Annotated in this window: 19 protein-coding genes; 11 read left to right on the top strand and 8 right to left on the bottom strand. The window is 70.4% G+C overall.

From position 1 onward, the window contains the following. The first annotated feature begins 48 nt into the window (after window positions 1-48). From cysS to EPL03_RS16395, 5 genes are all read left to right on the top strand, one after another. Window positions 49-1,497, top strand: a complete 1,449-nt coding sequence (gene cysS / locus EPL03_RS16375) for a cysteine--tRNA ligase (protein WP_135830421.1) — start codon at window positions 49-51, stop codon at window positions 1,495-1,497. A gap of 210 nt (window positions 1,498-1,707) precedes the next feature. After that, complete coding sequence (locus tag EPL03_RS16380; RefSeq protein WP_135830422.1) at window positions 1,708-2,865, top strand: thiolase family protein; 1,158 nt, start codon at window positions 1,708-1,710, stop codon at window positions 2,863-2,865. Continuing rightward, window positions 2,866-3,231: a Zn-ribbon domain-containing OB-fold protein gene (locus tag EPL03_RS16385; RefSeq protein ID WP_210425025.1), complete on the top strand. Its 366-nt coding sequence runs from the start codon at window positions 2,866-2,868 to the stop codon at window positions 3,229-3,231. Between the two features lie 25 nt (window positions 3,232-3,256). Then, window positions 3,257-3,640 carry a MaoC/PaaZ C-terminal domain-containing protein gene (locus EPL03_RS16390; RefSeq protein WP_135830423.1) on the top strand — a complete coding sequence of 128 codons (384 nt, stop codon included), beginning with the start codon at window positions 3,257-3,259 and terminating at the stop codon, window positions 3,638-3,640. A 242-nt stretch (window positions 3,641-3,882) separates the two neighbouring features. After that, entirely contained in the window at window positions 3,883-4,443 is a 561-nt protein-coding gene (locus tag EPL03_RS16395; protein ID WP_135830424.1) for a metal-dependent hydrolase, read from the top strand. A gap of 38 nt (window positions 4,444-4,481) precedes the next feature. Here the strand turns inward: EPL03_RS16395 and EPL03_RS16400 are convergent, their stop codons facing one another. Then, window positions 4,482-5,414: a DUF7547 family protein gene (locus tag EPL03_RS16400; protein ID WP_135830425.1), complete on the bottom strand. Its 933-nt coding sequence runs from the start codon at window positions 5,412-5,414 to the stop codon at window positions 4,482-4,484. Window positions 5,415-5,681: 267 nt separating this feature from the next. Between EPL03_RS16400 and EPL03_RS16405 the strand changes: the two genes are divergently transcribed. Next, window positions 5,682-6,455 (top strand): hypothetical protein, encoded by a 774-nt coding sequence (locus tag EPL03_RS16405; protein ID WP_135830426.1) that lies wholly within the window; start codon window positions 5,682-5,684, stop codon window positions 6,453-6,455. Between the two features lie 21 nt (window positions 6,456-6,476). Here EPL03_RS16405 and EPL03_RS16410 read toward each other — a convergent pair whose 3' ends face one another. Together EPL03_RS16410 and EPL03_RS16415 are read right to left on the bottom strand one after the other, a co-directional pair. Further along, the gene (locus EPL03_RS16410) at window positions 6,477-7,694 is read right to left on the bottom strand and encodes a GNAT family N-acetyltransferase (RefSeq protein ID WP_135830427.1); all 1,218 of its coding nucleotides are present in this window, start codon (window positions 7,692-7,694) and stop codon (window positions 6,477-6,479) included. A 90-nt stretch (window positions 7,695-7,784) separates the two neighbouring features. After that, window positions 7,785-8,873 (bottom strand): NADH:flavin oxidoreductase/NADH oxidase, encoded by a 1,089-nt coding sequence (locus EPL03_RS16415; protein WP_135830428.1) that lies wholly within the window; start codon window positions 8,871-8,873, stop codon window positions 7,785-7,787. A gap of 168 nt (window positions 8,874-9,041) precedes the next feature. Here EPL03_RS16415 and EPL03_RS16420 point away from each other — a divergent pair, with 168 nt between their 5' ends. After that, complete coding sequence (locus tag EPL03_RS16420) at window positions 9,042-9,743, top strand: DUF7504 family protein (protein WP_135830429.1); 702 nt, start codon at window positions 9,042-9,044, stop codon at window positions 9,741-9,743. A gap of 9 nt (window positions 9,744-9,752) precedes the next feature. Here EPL03_RS16420 and EPL03_RS16425 read toward each other — a convergent pair whose 3' ends face one another. The 3 genes from EPL03_RS16425 to EPL03_RS20175 all read right to left on the bottom strand — a co-directional run bounded on the left by EPL03_RS16425 (window position 9,753) and on the right by EPL03_RS20175 (window position 11,426). Then, complete coding sequence (locus EPL03_RS16425; RefSeq protein ID WP_135830430.1) at window positions 9,753-10,580, bottom strand: hypothetical protein; 828 nt, start codon at window positions 10,578-10,580, stop codon at window positions 9,753-9,755. A gap of 100 nt (window positions 10,581-10,680) precedes the next feature. Continuing rightward, the gene (gene dpsA, locus EPL03_RS16430) at window positions 10,681-11,214 is read right to left on the bottom strand and encodes a DNA starvation/stationary phase protection protein DpsA (RefSeq protein WP_135830431.1); all 534 of its coding nucleotides are present in this window, start codon (window positions 11,212-11,214) and stop codon (window positions 10,681-10,683) included. 35 nt (window positions 11,215-11,249) lie between these two features. Next, window positions 11,250-11,426 (bottom strand): hypothetical protein, encoded by a 177-nt coding sequence (locus tag EPL03_RS20175; protein ID WP_168216291.1) that lies wholly within the window; start codon window positions 11,424-11,426, stop codon window positions 11,250-11,252. Between the two features lie 28 nt (window positions 11,427-11,454). Here EPL03_RS20175 and EPL03_RS16435 point away from each other — a divergent pair, with 28 nt between their 5' ends. Further along, entirely contained in the window at window positions 11,455-12,885 is a 1,431-nt protein-coding gene (locus tag EPL03_RS16435) for an aldehyde dehydrogenase family protein (RefSeq protein WP_135830432.1), read from the top strand. 55 nt (window positions 12,886-12,940) lie between these two features. Here the strand turns inward: EPL03_RS16435 and EPL03_RS16440 are convergent, their stop codons facing one another. After that, window positions 12,941-13,564 carry a cupredoxin domain-containing protein gene (locus EPL03_RS16440; protein ID WP_135830433.1) on the bottom strand — a complete coding sequence of 208 codons (624 nt, stop codon included), beginning with the start codon at window positions 13,562-13,564 and terminating at the stop codon, window positions 12,941-12,943. 147 nt (window positions 13,565-13,711) lie between these two features. Here EPL03_RS16440 and EPL03_RS16445 point away from each other — a divergent pair, with 147 nt between their 5' ends. Beyond that, on the top strand, window positions 13,712-14,800 hold the full coding sequence (locus tag EPL03_RS16445) for a carbohydrate kinase family protein (protein ID WP_135830434.1): 1,089 nt from the start codon (window positions 13,712-13,714) through the stop codon (window positions 14,798-14,800). A 99-nt stretch (window positions 14,801-14,899) separates the two neighbouring features. Beyond that, entirely contained in the window at window positions 14,900-15,370 is a 471-nt protein-coding gene (locus EPL03_RS16450) for a YbaK/EbsC family protein (RefSeq protein WP_135830435.1), read from the top strand. 141 nt (window positions 15,371-15,511) lie between these two features. On the opposite strand, the gene katG is transcribed toward EPL03_RS16450, so the two are convergent. Further along, window positions 15,512-17,671 (bottom strand): catalase/peroxidase HPI, encoded by a 2,160-nt coding sequence (gene katG, locus EPL03_RS16455; RefSeq protein WP_135830436.1) that lies wholly within the window; start codon window positions 17,669-17,671, stop codon window positions 15,512-15,514. A gap of 482 nt (window positions 17,672-18,153) precedes the next feature. Between katG and EPL03_RS16460 the strand changes: the two genes are divergently transcribed. Continuing rightward, a complete protein-coding gene (locus tag EPL03_RS16460; protein ID WP_135830437.1) occupies window positions 18,154-19,110 on the top strand; it encodes an AAA family ATPase in 957 nt (318 codons plus the stop codon). Window positions 19,111-19,193: the final 83 nt, after the last annotated feature.

Consider the following 19,193-nt stretch of genomic DNA (forward strand, 5'->3'; position numbering starts at 1 on the left):
GTGTTCCTATCGAACCTTTAAAGCGAACGCTGGGGCTACTAGCCGGCGATGACGTTACGCGTGACGAACACCCTGACCGGTGAGCAGGAGCCGTTCGAGCCCCAGGACCCCGACTCGGTTCTCCTCTACTACTGCGGGCTGACGGTCTCGGACCTCGCCCACCTCGGGCACGCCCGGTCGTGGGTCCACGTCGACGTGATGCATCGATGGCTCGAACAGGTGGGCTACGACGTGCGCCACGTCGAGAACTTCACCGACGTCAACGAGAAAATCGTCGCGCGCGTCGGCGAGGACGGTCTCGGCGACAGCGAGGACGAGGTCGCCCGCCACTTCGTCGGCGAGGTCCTCGAGGACATGCGCTCGCTCAACCTCCGACGCGCCGAGGTGTACCCCCGGGTCAGCGAGCACGTCCCCGAAATCGTCGACCTCGTGGAGACCCTGCTAGGGAAGGGGTACGCCTACGAGTCGAACGGCTCGGTCTACTTCGACGTGACCGAGTTCGAGGAGTACGGCAAGCTCTCGAACCAGCAGGTCGAGGAGATGGAGGCCCAGGGCGAGGCGTCCGAACTGTCGGAGAAGCGCAACCCGGCCGACTTCGCGCTCTGGAAGGCCGGCGAGGCCCAGCCGGACGACGCAGCTCCCGGCGGCCAGACCTGGGACTCGCCGTGGAGCGAGGGCCGGCCGGGCTGGCACGTCGAGTGCTCGGCGATGAGCACGACGCATCTGGACGACACCATCGACGTCCACGTCGGCGGGCAGGACCTCGTCTTCCCCCACCACGAGAACGAGATCGCCCAGAGCGAGGCCGCGACCGGCCAGCAGTTCGCGAAGTACTGGCTCCACGTCCGACTGCTGGAGACCGGCGGCGAGAAGATGTCGTCGTCGCTCCAGAACTACTTCACGGTCCGGAACGCGATTTCGGAGTTCGGCCCGAACGCGGTCCGGATGTTCCTGCTGTCGACCGCGTACAACAACCGCCAGACGTACAGCGAGGCGGTCCTCGACGAGGCGGTCGAGCGCTGGGAGCGACTCGACAGGGGCTACGACGCCGCCGTCGACGCCGTCGACTCGGTCGAGGCCCGGACCAAGGTCGAAGACGGCGACCTCCGGGACGCGGTGGCCGACGCTCGCGAGGCGTTCGAGGCCGCGATGAACGACGACTTCAACACCCGCGAGGCCATCACGGCGCTGCTGGAACTGGTCGGCGCGGTCAACAGCCACGTCGACGAGCGCGACGAGTACGACTACCGGGCGCTCCGCGACGCGGTCGAGACCTTCGAGGAACTCGGCGAGGGCGTCCTCGGGTTCGCGCTCGCGGGCGACGCCGCGGGCGACGTCCGGCTCGTCGACGAACTGGTCGACCTCGTGCTGGACGTCCGCGAGCGCGAGCGCGACGCCGGCAACTACGAGCGCGCCGACGACCTCCGGGACGACCTCGAAGCGCTCGGCGTCGAGGTCCAGGACACCGACTCGGGGCCGGAGTTCCGCGTCGAGTAGTGCGGCGTTCGATTCGCCGCAGTAGATGTCACGGCCGAGACGGGAAGCTCAGATAAGCGCGACCACCGGCTACGTGCGCTCGGTCACGCAACCGTCCAACCCTGGTGGACTGAACTGGCCGAGGGCTTTCGACGTCACACTCGTCGTTCGGTCTTCTCCGAACTGCCACGACCCCCGAGTTATAAAGTCCCGCTGGGCCTTCGGGACGGTATGGACAGGGTAGCAATCGTCGGGGCGTCGATGACGGAGTTCGGCGAGCGCGACGCGTGGCTGAGCGAGTTGCTCGCGCAGGCCGGTCGCGAGTGTCTCGCCGACGCGGACGCGACCCCCGCCGACGTCGACCACCTCTACGTCTCGAACATGGCCAGCGGGGAGTTCGAGGGCCAGACCGGCGCGCCAAACGCGCTCGCCCACGACCTCGGGGCGATGCCGGCCTACACCCAGCGCGTCGACCAGACCTCGGCCTCGGGCGGCGCGGGCGTCTACGCCGCGTGGCAGTCGGTCGCCTCGGGCGCGAGCGACCTCACCCTGCTGGTCGGCGGCGAGAAGATGACCCACCGGACGACCGCCGAAGCGACCGACGTCATCGCCTCGCTCACCCATCCCGTCGAGTACAAGCACGGCGTGACCCTCCCGAGTTTCGCCGGCCTCACCGCCCGCCGGTACCTCCACGAGTACGACGCGCCCCGCGAGAGTCTGGCGAAGGTCGCGGTCAAGAACCACCGGAACGGGCTGGACAACCCCCACGCCCAGTTCCGGAAGGCGGTCGACCTCGAAACCGTGATGGACTCGCCAATCGTGGCCGACCCCCTGCGGCTCTACGACTTCTGTCCCATCACGGACGGGAGCGCGGCGCTGTTGCTCTGCCCCGAGTCGCTGGCCGACGAGTACGCGCCGGACGAGCGGTACACCGTAATCTCGGGCGTCGCGGGCGCGACCGACACCCACGTCGTCCACGAGCGCGACGACCCCACCGTGATGGGCGGCGCGGTCGAGAGTTCCCGCGAGGCCTACGAGATGGCCGGGCGCGGCCCCGAGGACGTGGACGTGGCGGAACTCCACGACATGTTCACCATCCTCGAATTCCTCCAGAGCGAAGCGGTCGGCTTCTTCGAGCAGGGCGAGGGCTGGCGCGCGGTCGAGGACGGCGTCACCGACCGCGACGGCGAGTTGCCCGTCAACACCTCCGGCGGCCTCAAGTCGAAGGGCCACCCGCTCGGCGCGAGCGGCGTCGCACAGTTGTACGAGTTACACCGGCAGTTGCTCGGCGAGGCCGGCGACCGACAGGTCGATTGCGAGGTCGGCCTGGCCTGCAACGTCGGCGGGTTTGGCAACTGCGTCACCACGACTATCGTGGAGGAGCCGTAGATGTCGATGCACGCACACCGCTGTCCGAACGGCCACCTGACCTATCCGGGCCACGAGCTGTGTCCGGACTGTGGCGAGGCACAGACCGACGAAATCGACCTGAGCGATCGGACCGCGACGGTCGTGACGTGGACGACCAACACCGCGACCCCACCTGGCGTCCGCCAGCCCAACTCGCTGGCAATCGTGGCGTTCTCGGTCGAGGGCGAGTCGGTGCGCGCCATCGGCCAGTTGGTCGAGGACGCCGAAGTCGACATCGGCGACGAGGTGCGGCCGGTGTACGCCGAGGAGCTTCGGGACCCCGAGGCGGGCATCCGCGAGCCGGCGAGCCAGGAGTGGGACGGCTACCGGTTCGAGCCGGTGTGACCGCGACGCCAGCCGAGGAGCGACGATGACACCACCCGAAGAAGGGGATACCCGAACCTTCGAACGCGCCTTCACGCCCGAGGAGGTCCGGGCGTTCGCCGCCCTCTCGGGCGACGACCAGCCCCGCCACCTCGAACCCGACGCGGAGGGCCGCCTGCTGGTCCACGGCCTGCTCACGGCCACGATGCCGACCAAACTCGGCGGCGACCTGAACGTCCTCGGCCGGTCGATGACCTTCGACTTCCTGAAACCGGTCTACACCGGCGAAACCGTCACCTGCGAGATGACCATCGACGCCGTCGCGGAGCGCGAGCGCAGCTACGACCTCACCGCGTCGGTCACCTGCGAGAACGAGGCCGGCGAGACGGTGCTGACGGGAACGGTCGAGGGACTGGTCCGGAAGGAGTAGATGCGGTGCTGTGCGGTTGTTGGGGTGCAGTGCTGTGCGGTCTCTCATCGGCTTCGGCAGTAGCTAGCTTCGAGCTGCCCGAACTGGCCGTGACCGCTGTCAGGAAGCTAGCTGCTGCCGTCACCTGTGAGAGACCGCCCAGCGACCGCGCCGCAACCCTACCACGACCGCGCCGGACGCTGTTTGCCCGCGCAATAATTTGAATCGATAGATTCACATTGAGTCCCGAGAGGCGATTCGGTATGTTCCCGCTGGGCCACTACGGCGTCGCGCTGACGCTGTACGCCCTCGTCGGCTACGCGCTGCTCTCGCGGCGATACGACAGCGACGCGCTCTACGGCGGCGGCGTGGTCGTGGCGTTCGCGCTCCTCCCGGACGTGGACGGCGACGTCGCCTTCCTCGTCCACCGAGGCGTAACCCACACGCTCTGGTTCGCACTCGGGGTCGGGGCGGTCTGCGTGCTGGTCGTGGCGTCGTCGCTGCGGGGTCGCCCGCGCCGCGAGGCGATTCGGGGCGCGTGCTGGGCGTTCTTCCTCGGCGCGTTCGCGGTCGTCGCCCACCTGCTCGCGGACGTACTGAACCCGTGGGGCGTGATGCCGCTCTACCCGCTCTCGCCGAAGCTGTACGCGCTCGACCTCGTGTACGCGACCAACGACGCCGCCAACTACGCGCTGCTCGCGCTCGGGGTCGGGGCGGCGACGCTGGCGTGGGTCGCCGGGCGGGCCGGGCGCTCGGGACCGACGCTCAGGGAACGACTCTATCGGTGGGTCAGCGACCCCGACGTCGAGCGCGTGCCGGAGTAGATAGCCGGCGACGCTTCCCAGAAGGAATCCGGAACCGACTACTCGTCGTCAGCGTCGCTCTCGTCCGCGCCGTCCTCGGGCGCGTCGTCGCGCTCGCCGGTGGCGGCTTCCTCGCTGGCGTCGTCGGCCGCCGACTCGTCGTCGGGGTCCGACGACTCCGAGGTCGGCGTCGCGCCCGTGCTTCGGGCGTCGTCGAGTTCGTCCTTGATGGACCGGAGTTCGGCCTCGACGTCGACCTCGGGACCGGGTTCGTCGACCCCCTCGCGGTCCTCGGCGGCCGCGTTCCGGCCTTCGGAGTCCACGTCGTCGACCTCGATGCGCGTTCCGCCGTCGAGGCTATCGTCCGAGTCCTCGAACGCCCTCCTGCGCTCGCGGTCGCCTCCGTCGTCGACGCGTCGGTCGCCGTCGTCCCTGCGCGGTCGCTCGCGGTCGGTCTCGCGGGCGCGCTCCCGTGCGTCGTCGGCCGCTTCGCGCTCGCTGTCGACCCGGTCGCGTATCTCGCGGTTGACACGGCGAGCGTCGTCGAGGATGCTCCGGGCCTCCTCCTCGCGGGGCAGGTCGTTCTCCCGGATGGTCGTCTCCACGTCTTCGAGCGCGGATTCGAGCCGGTCGAGCGTCGCCCTGCTGGCGTCGGCGGCCCGGGATTCGAGCCGGTCGCGCTCCTGGCCGACCGCGCTGCGCTCGGGGTCGAGTGCCGTGACGACGCGCTGGAGCGCCTTCAGCGCGCGGACGTTGGCCTCCAGCACGGCGATGGCGGTCGGAATGGCGTACTCGCCGGTGAACGACAGCACCTCGCGGGGCGTCGGCGGTCTGGGCAGGCCGGCGGGACCCTCCGGCGGTCGACCGAGTTCGTCCCGGAGCTCTCGGACGTGGGATTCGAGTTCGGCGACCCGCTCGTCGAGGTCCTCGGGGTCGCGCCGAGCTTCCCGCCGGTCGCGTCGGTCGTCGCGGTCGTCGCGGTCGTCGCTCATGACTGGACGTAGGTGTCGCGGCGTAAAGAGTTTGGGCGCTTTCCCGGGAGTGTTCGGATACGCCAGTTTCCGCAACGAGAGGTCTTCGAAAGCCCTCGCCCGTTCAGCCCACCAGGAGCGCTAGTTGCGTCACCGAGCGCGGGCAGTAGTTGGGTGCGCATATCTAAACACTGCCGTCTGGAACCGGAGTGTCGCCCCGTTTCGTGCGACCGAAATGCGGGTCGAGAAGCACAACGCATTTTTCGGTCCGGTTACAGGTTTGGGTCGATGGCCCTCCCGCGAGCCGACTCGCCGCTGGCCCGAGACGTACTGGTCGGTCTGCTGGCGGTCGGACTGGTCGCCGGACCGCTCTGGACCGCCGCTATCGGACTGGGCGGGCCGACTTACACCTACGACCGCGCCGAGGTCGTGACGACCGACGAGGGAATCGAGTACGCCGGCGAGGCGGACCTCCCGCCGGGAACGCCGCTCAGCGAGGACATCGAGTGTGCGGGCTGGGGCGGCGACCTCCGGGCGTGTAGCTTCGAGCGCCACCTGCTCGACGAGGGGTGGATTCCGACCGGGGTCTACTTCTCCAACCCGGACCACACGCCCACGTTCTCGACGTACTCGGCGGACTACTACGAATACGTCCAACTCGACGGCACGCTGTACGAGCCGACGCACGTCACCAACGAGTCGGCCCCGCGTGGCGACGGACTCTACCGGGTCGACGCGAGGCTCGAACGCGCGGACCCTGCGGAAGCCCTCGAACGGGAATCCCTCGACGTGAACCGCGACGACCTCGCTTCCGTGACGGTCGAGACTGCTCGGAACGGCGAGACCACGTCCCGGCGCGAAGTCGACGTTCCCGACACGCCGATTCGACTCGACGACGGGTCGTACTACCGGGTGTACCGCGAGCGAGTCACCGACGACCCCTCGTGGATCGAGACGTTCGTGACGTGGGTGTTGACCTACGTCGGGCCGCTGTACGGCCTCTCACTTCTCGTCCGGCTCGCGGGTCGCGTCGAGGTGACGTATCACGGCGACCGCAGGTGACCCCCGAGCGAACCCGACGTCTCAGAACCCCTCGGTCAGGAAGACCTCGCGCTCGGGGAACGCGGCCGCGAGCGCGTCCCGGACCGCCGGCGTCCGGATTTCGAGGTCGCCGAATCGCTCCGCGTCCGCGACCGAGTGGTAGCCCGCGACCACCTGCGAGAGCGCGCCCACGCCGGTCGTCGCGTCGGCCTCGTCGTCGGGCGCGTCGGTCGGCTCGCACGTCGCGGTGCCGTCCGCGAGCGCGACCCGGAACGTCCCGTCGTTCCAGTCCGCGAGCGGGTCCGACACCGAGAGCGTGAACTCGGTCGCCGCGCCCTCGGGAGCGTCGGGGGCTGGCTCGGCGAACGCCTCGAACGCCGCCGGAACGTCCACGATTCGGGCCATCGGCCCGGGCTTGACCTCGCACTCGACGTCGCCGGGGTCGTCGACCACGTCGAACAGGTCGGCGTCGGGCGTACCGTAGAAGCTGACGCGGTCGACCTGCGAGTCGTGGTCGGCGAGCAGTCGCAGGCAGTGGAGCCGCGCCTCGTGGTCGGCCGCGACGAATTCGTCCGCAGCGAGTCGCTTCCCACCGTCCTCGTCCTCGACGCGGTAGGCGACGTAGCCCCGAAGCTCGCCCGCGTCGTCGGCCCAGCCGTAGACGTAGGGGTCGCCCTGCCAGCCCTCGAAGATGCGCTTGCGCCACCACTGTTCGGTGCGGTCGAGCGCGAGTTCGCGGCCCTCGTTCGCGGCGGCCAGCACGGGGTCGAGCAGGTGGTAGTCGTCGGCGTCGAGCCTGCGGAACCGCCCGGACTCGTCGACCCGGTCGCGCGCGAACCCGAGCGTCTCGGGGTCGCACTCGTACTCGGCGAACTTCGTGGCGAGTCCCCAGCCCTGCCGCGCGTAGAAGGAGTGTTCGAACGCCCACAGCGCTGTCAGCGGGTCGCCCCGGTCGCGGTACTCGACCAGCGACTCGGCCAACATTCGGGCGACGTTGCCCTGCCGGCGGTGCTCGGGCGGCGAGGCCACCGCCGAGAGGCCGGGGAGCTCGAACCAGCGGTCGCGGAGGCGAGCGCGGAACCAGTAGTGGCGACACACCGCGAGCAACTCGCCGTCCGCGAGGAGCGCGCGCTCGTCGCCGGGCTGGTCGTCGAGCGCCACCTCGTCGTCGATTCCCGGCCCGTCCTCGGGGCTGAAAGCGTAGTCGACGTACTCCCGGAACTCCTCGGCGCGGTCCGACGGTAGCGGCCGGTACTCCATACGATGGCGGGCGGCCGGTCGGCACAAATAGGTTGCCGTAGCGTGGGACTCGGAGTCACGCTCCGGAGCGGTTCGGCGTCGGTCCCGTCGTCACTCGAACACGCGCCGGTACTGCACCGGCACGTCCGCGCGGTCGACGGCGTCGAGTTGTTGGGCGGCGTGGAGCGCGAAGTACGGGTCCCGGAGGTGCTCGCGGCCCACGATGGCGAGGTCCGCGCGGTCGTTCCGAATCACGGCGTCGGCTTGGGCTGGTTCGGTGATGCCGCCGACCGCGCCCACGAGCGCGTCCGTGTTCTCGGCCACGCGCTCGGCGTAGGGCACCTGATAGTTCGGTCCCGTGCTGGGGATTTGCTGGTCGGGGTGCAGACCGCCAGAGCTCACGTCGACGAGGTCCGCGCCCGCGTCGGCGAGCAGGGGCGCGAGCCGCGCGGTGTCTTCGACCGTCCACGACTCGCGGTCGGGGAGCCAGTCGCTGGCCGAGACCCGGACGAAGACGGGTTCGTCGTCGGGCCAGACCTCTCGGACCGCCGCAGTGATTTCGCGGACCAGCCGCGTTCTGCTTTCGAAGTCGCCGCCGTAGGCGTCCTCCCGGCGGTTGGTGACCGGCGACAGGAACTCGTGGAGCAGGTAGCCGTGCGCGGCGTGGACCTCCGCGATTTCGAAGCCCGCCTCGCGGGCGCGCTCGGCGGCCGCGACGAAGGCGTCTTTCACGTCCGCAATGTCGCCTTCGGTCATGCGCCGCGTGGCGGGCGGCTCGTCGTCGTAGGGGTAGGGTTCGGCGCTGGGCGCGACGGTCTCCCAGCCACCCTCGTCGGGCTGGAGCGGCCGGCTCCCGTCGGCCGGTCGGGTCTTGCTGGCCTTCCGCCCGGCGTGGGCGAGCTGGATGGCCGGGGTCGCGCCGTGGTCGGCCACGAACTCGGCGACGGGCGCGAGCGCGTCGGCGTGGTCGTCGCTCCACAGCCCGAGGTCTCGCGGCGAGATGCGGCCCCGAGGCTCGACGGCGGTCGCCTCGGCCATCACGACGCCGGCCCCGCCGACGGCTCGGCTCCCGAGGTGGACCTCGTGCCAGTCGGTCGCGAGGCCGTCGGCGTCGCAACTGTACTGGCACATCGGCGAGACCATCACGCGATTTCGTAGCTCCGTGTCGCGGATTTCGAGGGGACTGAACAGGTCGCTCATCGCGTGACAGTCGGGCTTCCGAACCCGAAAGGCCACGGCTAACCCCGGTTTCTTGCCGGCTACTGGCGGGCGTTCGCGGAGTCGGTTGCAGTCACGTCGACGCATCCCGACACCGCCTTTCGAGGGCCCGAAACGCTTATTGTTGCGATTCCCGTCATTAGTGATTCGATGCAGGGGGAGCAAGGAAGGGGTGGGCACGGGGCCGCCGGCCAGTTCGGGCGGCGACTGGCCGACCTCAAGCGAAACGGGTGTAACGTTCTGCTGGTCGGGACCGACGCGCTGGACGCGGGCTGCGAGCGCCTGCTGGGCGAGTCGAGCGCCGGGCCGCGCTACCGGCTGTTCGTGACGACCGACGCCGGGCCGGCGAGCGCGCGCGCCAGACTCGCCGGCGTCCAGTCGGGTCCTTACCGCGACTCGGCCGCGGTCGTGGACTGGCGCGCCGACGGTCGAGCTGCAGGGGAAGCCGGCGACCGGGAGAGCGACGGGCGGGCGTTCCGGGTCACGTCGGTCGAGAGCGACGACCTCGGCGACCTCTCGCGGGCAGTCGAGGCGGCCGTCGAGTCGTTCGCGGCCGAGGCGGGCGAGCTCTCGCCCGCGGAACTCCGGCTGTGCGTCGACTCGCTGGCACCCCTGGTCGAGGCGTCCGACGAGCGGACTCTCCGCCGATTGTTGCTCGCCCTCATCGAGACCGTCGAGCGAGTCGACGGCATGGGCCACTACCACCTGCCGGGCGGCTACGACTCGGCGTCGGTGGCGACCGTCGAGGCGCTGTTCGACGCCGTGGTCGAACTCCGGCGCGTCGAGAGCCGGGTCGAGCAGCGCTGGCACCTGCTCGACCCCGACCTGACGACGCGGTGGCTCGCGCTGTAAGGTTCCAGTTCATCCGTCGGGGGTCCTGTCGGCTGCGAGCGTCCGGTCGCTTCCGTCGTCCCCCTCGTCATCGCCCCCGTCGTCGTGCTCCCCGTCGTCTCCCTCGTCGTCGCGGGCCACGTACCAGGGGTAGTCGTCCAGCAGTCGCTTCCAGACCCGGGGGTCCGCGCCGGGCGACTCCCGGTCGAGTCGTCGGATGCGCCGGACGTCGCCCCGCGCGAGACGCTCCATCCCCGGACGGTCCAGGAGCTCGCGGATGCCGACCGACTCTTCGGTGCCTTCGAGGCGCTGCTTCCGGCGCTCGCGGTCCTCCGCGACGAGTTCGCCCGGGCTGAGGCTGTAGTAGTAGGCCTCGACGACCGGGAGCCAGCCCTCGGCGACCGCGCGGTCGGTACAGCCAAGCACGGTCGACCGGACGATAGAGCGGATTCGGTCCCGCTCCGAGGGGTCGACGGTCCGGTCGACGTGATCGAGGCCGGCCGAGACGAGCGCGTCGTGCGCCGACAGCAGCGACCGGAGGTCCGCGACGGCGTCGCTGAGCCGTTGGGCGGTCCGCACTCGAAACCGGCGCTCGGCCCGCTCGTCGTGTTTCAGGTACTTGCCCGTCGCGTCGTCCTCGTACTCGCGGGCCGCGAAGTAGCTGTCGTTGATCGCGACTAGCGCCGCGAGGTACCGCCCCTTCGCCTCGTCGGCCGCGAACGGCGCGCGGTAGACCTTCCGTCCCGCCGCCGCGAGCGCGCTCAGAAATCGCTCGTCGTCGAACCGCAGGTAGTCGTGACGGCCGTCGTTGTCCTCGACGAGGTACTTCGACCCCGTGAAGAACGCTTTCGACACCATCGGGGGAATCGTCTCGTGCGGTTCGCCCGTCGGCCAATAAACCCCCCGCGAATTATCAGCCCCGAGAATCGCCGGCTGGGTTCGAGACGCTCCCGACGAACTACCACAGCGTCAGCGAGGCGTGGGCGAGCAGTCCGTCGAGGGCGCGGGCGCGCTCTTCGAGGGCGACCAGTTGCTCGCGCAGGACGTGGCCGGTGGCGTGGTCGCCCAGGCTCTCGGCGAGTTCGAGGTGGCTGCTGACGCTCTCGACGAGGTCGCCGTAGGCGTCGAGGTCGCTCTCCAGCGCGGTCCGGGCGTCGTAGGCGTCCGCGCCCTCGAACGGGACCGGGCTGTACCGTTCGAAGGCTCCCGGGTCGCTCACGGGGACGCCGCCCACCGCGACGACTCGGTGGGCCAGTTCGTCGGCGTGGCGCTCGGCCTCGGCGGCTGCGTCGGCGAGGAACTCGCGGAGCTGTCGGGCCTGCGGGCCCGCCGCGTTCCACCGGTGCTTGCGGAGCTGGTGATAGAGTATCGAGGTGGCCGCGAGGTCGGCGTTCAGCGCCTCCACCACCTGCTCGGCCTTCTCGGCGTCGAGCCGGACCGCGTTGTCGGCCACGGTGCCCGCTCGCTGTCGGACCTGTCGCTGTCGGCTCATCGTGGCGTCGACTGACGGGCGAGAACCGCTTAAGGCTACTTGGCGAGCACGTCCGCGACGAGGTCGCGCTCGCTCCGGTTTACCTCGGCCAACACGCTTCCAGCCGGGCCGTCGCGGCGAGGGAACCGTCGGTCGTCCCGAGCGTCGCGGTGGGCGTCGTCGCTTCGGTCCCGGAGGCCCGCGCGGCTGTTAATCCGATTTTGAGTAAACATTTTACGCGCGGACCGCCAAGTAGGACGTATGTCACAGCGACCACTCCAGCGTCGGGAGCGCCTCTACGTGGACGGCGACTGGCGCGACGCCGACGACGTGATAGACGTCACCGACCTCGCGGACGGCGGCACGTTCGCGCAGGTCGCCGCCGCCGGTCCCGAGCAGGCCGACGAAGCGCTCGCGGCCGCCGAGCGCGCCCAGTCGGCGCTCCGGGGGACGACGATTCCCGAGCGCGCGGCGTGGATGGACGCGATCGCGGACGGCCTGCTCGACCGCAAGGCGGAGCTCGCCGAGGTCGTCGTGCGCGAGGCCGGCAAGCCCATCTCGTCGGCCCGGGGCGAGGTCGAGAGCGCGGCCGAGCGGTTCCGCCGGGCCAAAGAGGAGATTCGCGCGATGACCGGCGAGTTCCGCGAGGGGACCACGGCGGGCCACGAGGGCTGGAACGCCATCGTCAAGCACGAGCCCATCGGCACCGTCCTCGCCATCACGCCGTACAACTACCCCCTCTCGACCACCGCGCTGTCGGTCGCGCCCGCGCTCGCGGCCGGCAACGCCGTGATTTTGAAGCCCGCGAGCGACACGCCCGTCAGCGCCGCGATTCTGGCCGACGTGGTCGCGGAACTGGACCTGCCCGACGGCGCGTTCAACTTCGTTCCGGGTCGCGGGAGCGTCGTCGGCGACGTGCTCTCGGGCGACGACCGCATCGACATGATATCGATGACCGGCTCCAGCGCGGCGGGCAAGCACGTCGCCAAGGAGAGCGGAATCGTCAACCTCCACATGGAACTGGGCGGCAACGCGCCCGCCGTGGTGTTCCCCGACGCGGACCTGAGCGACGTCGCGGGCGAGTGCGCCAAGGGGTCGTTCAAGTACGCGGGCCAGCGCTGTTCGGCCGTGAGTCGGGTGCTGGCCCACGAGTCGGTCCACGACGAGGTCGTCGACCGACTGGAGGCCGAGATGGACGCGTGGCAGCCCGGCGACCTGTTCGACGACGACGCCACGATGGGACCGCTCATCGACGAGGAGCAGGCCGAGTGGGTCGAGGACCTCGTCGAGGACGCGGTCGAGAAGGGTGCCGAACTCGTCCGGGGCGGCGACCGCGAGGGCGCGACGTTCGAGCCGACCCTGCTGGCGGACGTGCCCGACGACGCCCGCATCGTCCACGAGGAGCAGTTCGGCCCGGTCGCCGCAGTGACGACCTTCGATACCGAGGCCGAAGCCGTCGAAATCGCCAACCGGGGCGATCTCGCGCTCGACGCCTCGGTGTTCACGAGCGACTACGACCGCGCGATGGAACTGGCCGACGAGTTGGACGCCGGCGCGGTCCGCATCAACGGCGCGCCCAGCCACGGGCTCGGCGACGTCCCCTTCGGCGGCAACGAGGCGTCCGGAATCGGCCGACAGGGCCTCCACGCGACCATCGAGGAGATGACCCGGAAGAAGAGCATCGTCCTCTGAACGGTCCTCGGGCGCTTCGTTCCGGCCCCGAACGCTCGTATCGTCGTCGACGCGGTTACCGAGTGGTCAGGTCACCCTCGCCCTCCCCGTCCTCTCCGCGCCGCGAGAACAGGAACAGCGCGAACAGTACCGGCGAGACGAACGCCATGACCAGCGCGCCGACCAGCGCGAGCGACTCGACCGAGGGGCCGCCGGCGTCCTCGCCGTCGGCCGCCCCGTCCTCGACGGTGCCGCTCACCTCCAGGTCGGCGACCATCGTGGTGGGGTGGACGATGCAGATGTACTGGGTCATTTCGGGCGTGGCGGTGAACGTTATCGACGCGGTCGCGCCCTCCTCCGAGACGGTCTCGCTCTCTTCGAGCGTGTTGCCGTCGGCGTCCTGCACCGCGATGTTGTGTGGCGCGCCGTCGACGTTCTCGAACCAGAACTCGTACTCGGTGCCGGCGTCGAGTTCGATGGTCGGGTTCTCGGTGTCGGCTATCCCCTCGGGCGACCGGCCCCGCCACGCGAGGGTGTGTCCGCCGAACTCGTATCGCTGGGCCTGCGCGGAGGCGTCCTCGCCCGCGCCGAGCCCGACCGCGGTCGCGCCGGCCGCTCCCGCCGCTCCGCCGGCCCTCCGAACGAACGCCCGACGGCCGACCGACCCCTCGCGTCTCTCACCCGTCGAATCCCCCGTCATCTCGCGTCCTCGAACGTTCGTCGGGACTCCGTAAGAATCCACGGGCCACGGGCGGTCCCCCGGAGGGACGCGGACCGGCGACTGCCCTCCACCCGGCGTGGCCAACGCCTATGACGCTCCCGGCCGACCGCCGACCCACGAGGACGCATGACCGACTCGGACGCCCGGCACTCGACCGCCGGAACGGCCAACGACGGCTCGACCGCCCGGAGCGGGGACGCCCCGGACGTCCTCGTGGCCGGCGAGAGCCTGATAGATTTCCTACCGGACAGCGCCCGCCCGCTGGCGGACGTGGCGTCGTTCGAGCGGCGCGCCGGCGGCGCGCCCGCGAACGTCGCGGTCGGCCTCGCCCGCCTCGGGAACCCGCCGTGGTTCTGGACCCGGTTCGGCGAGGACCCCTTCGGCGACTACCTCGCCGAGACGCTCGCCGAGGCCGGCGTCCCCCGGCGATTCGTCGAGCGCGACCCCGACGCCAAGACCGCGCTGGCGTTCGTGACCCGCGACGCCGGCGGCGCGGGCGACAGCGCCGACCGCGCGAACGCCGAGACCGACGACGCGGACGCCGACCGAGCGTTCACCTTCTACCGGGACGGCACGGCCGATACCCGACTCGAACCCGGCGGCGTCCCCGACGCCGCGCTCGACGGGGCCTCGTGGGTCGCGCTCGGCGGGGTGATGCTCGCGGCCGACCCGGGCCGGACCGCGACGCTCGACCTCGCCGACCGCGCGGCGGCCCGCGACTGCACCGTGGTCTTCGACCCGAACGCCCGCCCGGAACTCTGGGCGTCCGACGCGGCGTTCGCCGACCTCGCGCTCGAAGCGTTCGACCGCGCCGACGTGGTGAAGGCCACGCCCGGGGACCTCGCGGCCGCCGGTATCGAGGCCGACGACCCCGCCTCGCTCGCCGAATCCGTCACCAAGTTCGGACCGCACACTGCCCTGCTCACCCTCGGCGAGTCCGGGTCGGTCGCACACGCCACCGACGACGCGCCGTGGGGGCCCGCGACCGCCGCCCACGGGGGCTACGACGTGGACGCGGTCGACGCCACGGGCGCGGGCGACGCCTTCACCGCCGGCGCGCTCGCCGCCTTCGCCGACGGGGAGTCGTCGCTGTCGGCGGTGCTGTCGCTGGCCAACGCCGTGGCCGCCCTCACGACGACCGCGAGGGGCGCGATGACCGCCTTGCCGACCCGCGAGGCGGTCGACGCGTTCCGCCGGAACGCGTCGAGTTCGTGACGGCCGTACGCGCGTCGGGACCGTGACGACCGCCAACGCGTCGCGCGAAATCGTCCGTCACCGCGACCTATTTGGGCCCTGCCCACACAACCCACGCCCATGCACGAACGAGCCGAGGAGTTCGCGGAGCGCGCCCGCCGCGAGTACGAGTTCGAGGTCGACGTCGAGGAGTTCCCCGAGGGGACCAAGACCGCCGAGGACGCTGCCGAGGCGGTCGGCTGCGACGTTGCCCAGATAGCCAGCAGCATCGCCATGCGGGCCGACGACGCGCTGGTCGTGGTCGTCACCAGCGGCGCGAATCGGGTCGACGCCGACCGGGTCGCGGACCTGCTCGACGCCGAGTCGGTCGAGATGGCCGACGCCGGCGAGATAAAGTCGGTGCTGGGCTGGTCCATCGGCGGCGTGCCGCCGTTCTGCCACGACGCCGAGGTGCCGACGCTGATGGACGAGACGCTGACCACCTTCGAGACGGTGTGGGCCGCCGCCGGCACGCCCGAGGCGGTGTTCCCGATAGCCCCGGACGAACTCGAATCGCTCTCCGGGGCCGAGGTCGCGGCCGTCGCGGAATGAGGGAGACGTCCCCGACGGCGGAACCGAATCGAAACCGAAGCGAAGCGCGGAACGAAGCTGAGAGCGGTGAGAAGCGCGGAACGGGGCTGAGAGCGGTGAGAAGCGCGGAACGGGGCCGAGAGCGGTGAGAAGCGCGGGTCGCTATTCGAGGTCGAAGCGGTCGAGCGTCATGACCTTGTGCCAGACGTCCACGAAGTCCTCGACGAACTGCTCCTCGCCGTCGGCGGCACCGTAGACGTCCGCGACGGCGCGGAGCCGGGCGTTCGACCCGAAGATGAGGTCGAACCGGGTGGCCTCCCACTCGACCTCGCCTGTCTCGCGGTCGCGAATCTCGAAGAGTTGTTCGTCGTCGTCGACCGCTTCCCACTCGTAGCTCATGTCGAGCAGGTTCACGAAGAAGTCGTTGGTCAGCGTCCCCGGTTCGTCGGTGAGGACGCCGCGGTCGGAGTCGCCGTAGGTCGCGCCCAGCGCGCGCATGCCGCCGACCAGCACCGTCATCTCGGGGACGGTGAGGTTCAGCAGTTCCGCCTTGTCGACCATCCGCTCCTCGGGCGTGTCGTACAGGTCCTCGAAGTCGCCGTCGCCCAGATAGTTGCGGAAGGCGTCGACCTTCGGTTCGAGCACCTCGAACGACTCGACGTCGGTCTGGTCCTGCGTGGCGTCGGTGCGGCCCGGCTCGAAGGGCACCTCGACGTCGTAGCCGGCGGCGGCCGCGGCCTGCTCGACGGCCGCGTTACCGCCCAGCACGATGAGGTCGGCCAGCGACACCCGCACGTCGTCGGTCCGCGAGGCGTTGAACTCCTCCTGTATCCCTTCGAGGGTCGAGAGGACGACCTCGAGTTCCTCGGGCTCGTTGACCTCCCAGCTCCGCTGGGGTTCGAGGCGGACGCGAGCGCCGTTCGCGCCGCCGCGCTTGTCGCTGTCGCGGTAGGTCGAGGCCGACGCCCACGCGGTCTTGGCCAGCTGCGAGACCGACAGGTCCGTGGCGAGGAGTTCGTCCTTGAGCTCGGCGGCCGCCTCGTCGCCGATGGTCCCGTAGTCGGCGTCCGGGAGCGGGTCCTGCCAGATCATCGTCTCGTCGGGGACCTCCGGGCCGAGGTACCGCTCGGGCGGTCCCATGTCGCGGTGGAGGAGCTTGTACCACGCCTTCGCGAACGCCTGCTGGAACTCGGCGGGGTTCTCCTGGAAGCGCTCCAGCACCGCCCGGTAGTCGTCGTCGTGCTTGAGGGCGACGTCGGTCGTCAGCATCATCGGCTGTTCGGCCTCCGAGGGGTCGTCCGCGCCCGGCGCGTGCTCGACCGCGTCCGCGTCGGCGGGCTCCCACTGCCAGGCACCGCCGGGGCCCTTGACCGAGACCCAGTCGTGCTCCAGCAGGTTGTCGACGTAGCCCGTGTCCCACCGGGTCGGGGCGGAGGTCCAGGGACCCTCGATACCGCTCGTGATCATCCCGCCGATGTCGCCGAACTCGTGGTCCCAGCCGAGCCCCTGCTCGTCGATGGGTGCCGACTCGGGGTCGGGACCGAGGTGTTCGCCGGGGTCGTCCGCGCCGTGGACCTTCCCGAAGGTGTGGCCGCCGGCGATGAGCGCGACCGTCTCCTCGTCGTTCATCGCCATGCGCTCGAACTCCTCGCGGATGTTCTTCGCCGACCCCTCGACGTCGGGCTCGCCGTTCGGGCCCTCGGGGTTCACGTAGATGAGGCCCATCACGGTGTTCGCGAGCGGGTCCTTGAGGTTGCCGGCCTCGCCGCCCTCGTAGCGGTCGGGCGAGGTCGTCTCCCACTCGTCCTCGGGGCCCCACTCGATGGCCTCGTTGGGCTTGAACTCGTCCTCGCGCCCGCCGGCGAACCCGTACGTCTCGAAGCCCATCGACTCCAGGGCGACGTTCCCGGCCAGCACGATGAGGTCGCCCCACGAGAGCTTGCGGCCGTACTTCTGCTTGACCGGCTGGAGCAGCCGGCGCGCCTTGTCGAGGTTGATGTTGTCCGGCCAGCTGCTCTCGGGGGGCAGACGCTGGAGGCCGCCCGAGGCACCGGCGCGGCCGTCGGCGGTGCGGTACGTCCCGGCGCTGTGCCACGCCATCCGGATGAAGAACGGCCCGTAGTGACCGTAGTCGGCCGGCCACCAGTCCTGCGAGGACGTCATCAAGTCCCGGATGTCGGCCTTCACCTGCTCGTAGTCGAGCGTCTGGAACTCCTCGGCGTAGTCGTAGTCCTCACCGTACGGACTGCCGTCGTCGGCGTTGTCGTCGAGAACGTCCAGCCGCAACAGGTCCGGCCACCAGTCCTGATTGCTCCACGTCATCGTCGGCCGACCTCCGGGGTGCAGCCGGTCGCCGTCAGCGCGTCCCGGCCGCCGGCGTCGCCGTCCGTGCCGTTCGTGCGTTCGAATAGTTTCTCCGACATTAGTGGTAACTCCTACGGATGAGTGATACGAGCAACGGCCTATAAATTCACCGATGGTACTTTCCGCTTTCGTCTATCTGGTTCTCCGATAGCGAGTATCTAGGCCAAACTCGACATCATATCTTTCTTATTAAAGAATTTTTCTTTTCTCTTCGCCATCTCCCGGCGGGTTCGCGCGAGCCTCGCCGTCCCGGTCGGCTCGACCCACGGGCGCGAGCCGGGCGGACGTTCTGACGGGTTCTAGAACAGAACCGGGGACCGTACCTTTCAGCCAGCCGCGACGTCGGGCCGCTCGCGGTCGCGGCCGGACCGCTCGGGCCGAACCGACGTCCGGCCGGCGCGAGGCCGAACCTTCTTTGTCGCTCGCTCGGACCCACGGTCATGGACCAATCCACGGCGACCGAGCGATGCGAGCGCGTCCTCGACGCGGTCGGCTCGGCGGTCGTCACCGACCGTGAGTTCCTCGAAACCGTGCTGACCGGCGTCCTCGCCCGCGGGCACGTCCTGCTAGAGGACGTGCCCGGCACGGGCAAGACGCTGACCGCGCGCTCGTTCGCGAACGCGCTCGGGCTCTCGTTTTCGCGCATCCAGTTCACGCCCGACCTGCTCCCGGCCGACATCACCGGCTCGAACGTGTACGACGAGGGGACCGGCGAGTTCGAGTTCTCGGCCGGCCCGGTGTTCGCCAACGTGGTGCTGGCCGACGAAATCAACCGCGCGCCGCCAAAGACCCAGGCCGCGCTGCTCGAAGCCATGGGCGAGGGACAGGTCACGGTCGACGGGACGACCCACGACCTGCCCGACCCGTTCTTCGTGCTGGCCACGCAGAACCCGGTCGAACAGGAGGGCACCTTCGGGCTGCCCGAGGCCCAGCGCGACCGCTTCATCGTCAAGACCGCGATGGGCTACCCGGCGTTCGAGGGCGAGCGCGAACTCGTCGACCGCCGGGCCGACCGCACCGCGAAGGCACCCAGCGTCGAGCCGGTGATGGCGGGCGAGGAGGTGCCCGCCGTCCAGCGCGTGTTAGAGTCGGTCCGGGTCGACCCCAAAATCCGGGACTACGTGGTCGCGCTCGGCCGCGCGACTCGCGAGGACGACCGCGTGGCCGTCGGGGTCTCGCCCCGGGGCGTCCAGCGCCTGTTCGAGGCGGCCCGCGCCCGCGCCGTGATATCGGACCGCGAGTACGTCGTTCCCGACGACGTCAAGCGCGTCGCGGAGCCGACGTTCACCCACCGGCTCGTGCTGACCGACGAGGCCAGCGTCCGGGGTGCCGACCGCGGCGCGGTCGTCGACGACGTGCTGGACCGGGTCGAGGTGCCGGCGGTCAAATCGCCGTAGCTCGCGCACGCCGCTTTCGGTTCGCGCGCACGCACCGCCGTCGACGCCCCGAACGTCATCGGTCCCGTTGTCGGTCGCGTGGA

The organism is Halorussus halobius, from assembly GCF_004765805.1.
Lineage (GTDB): Archaea > Halobacteriota > Halobacteria > Halobacteriales > Haladaptataceae > Halorussus > Halorussus halobius.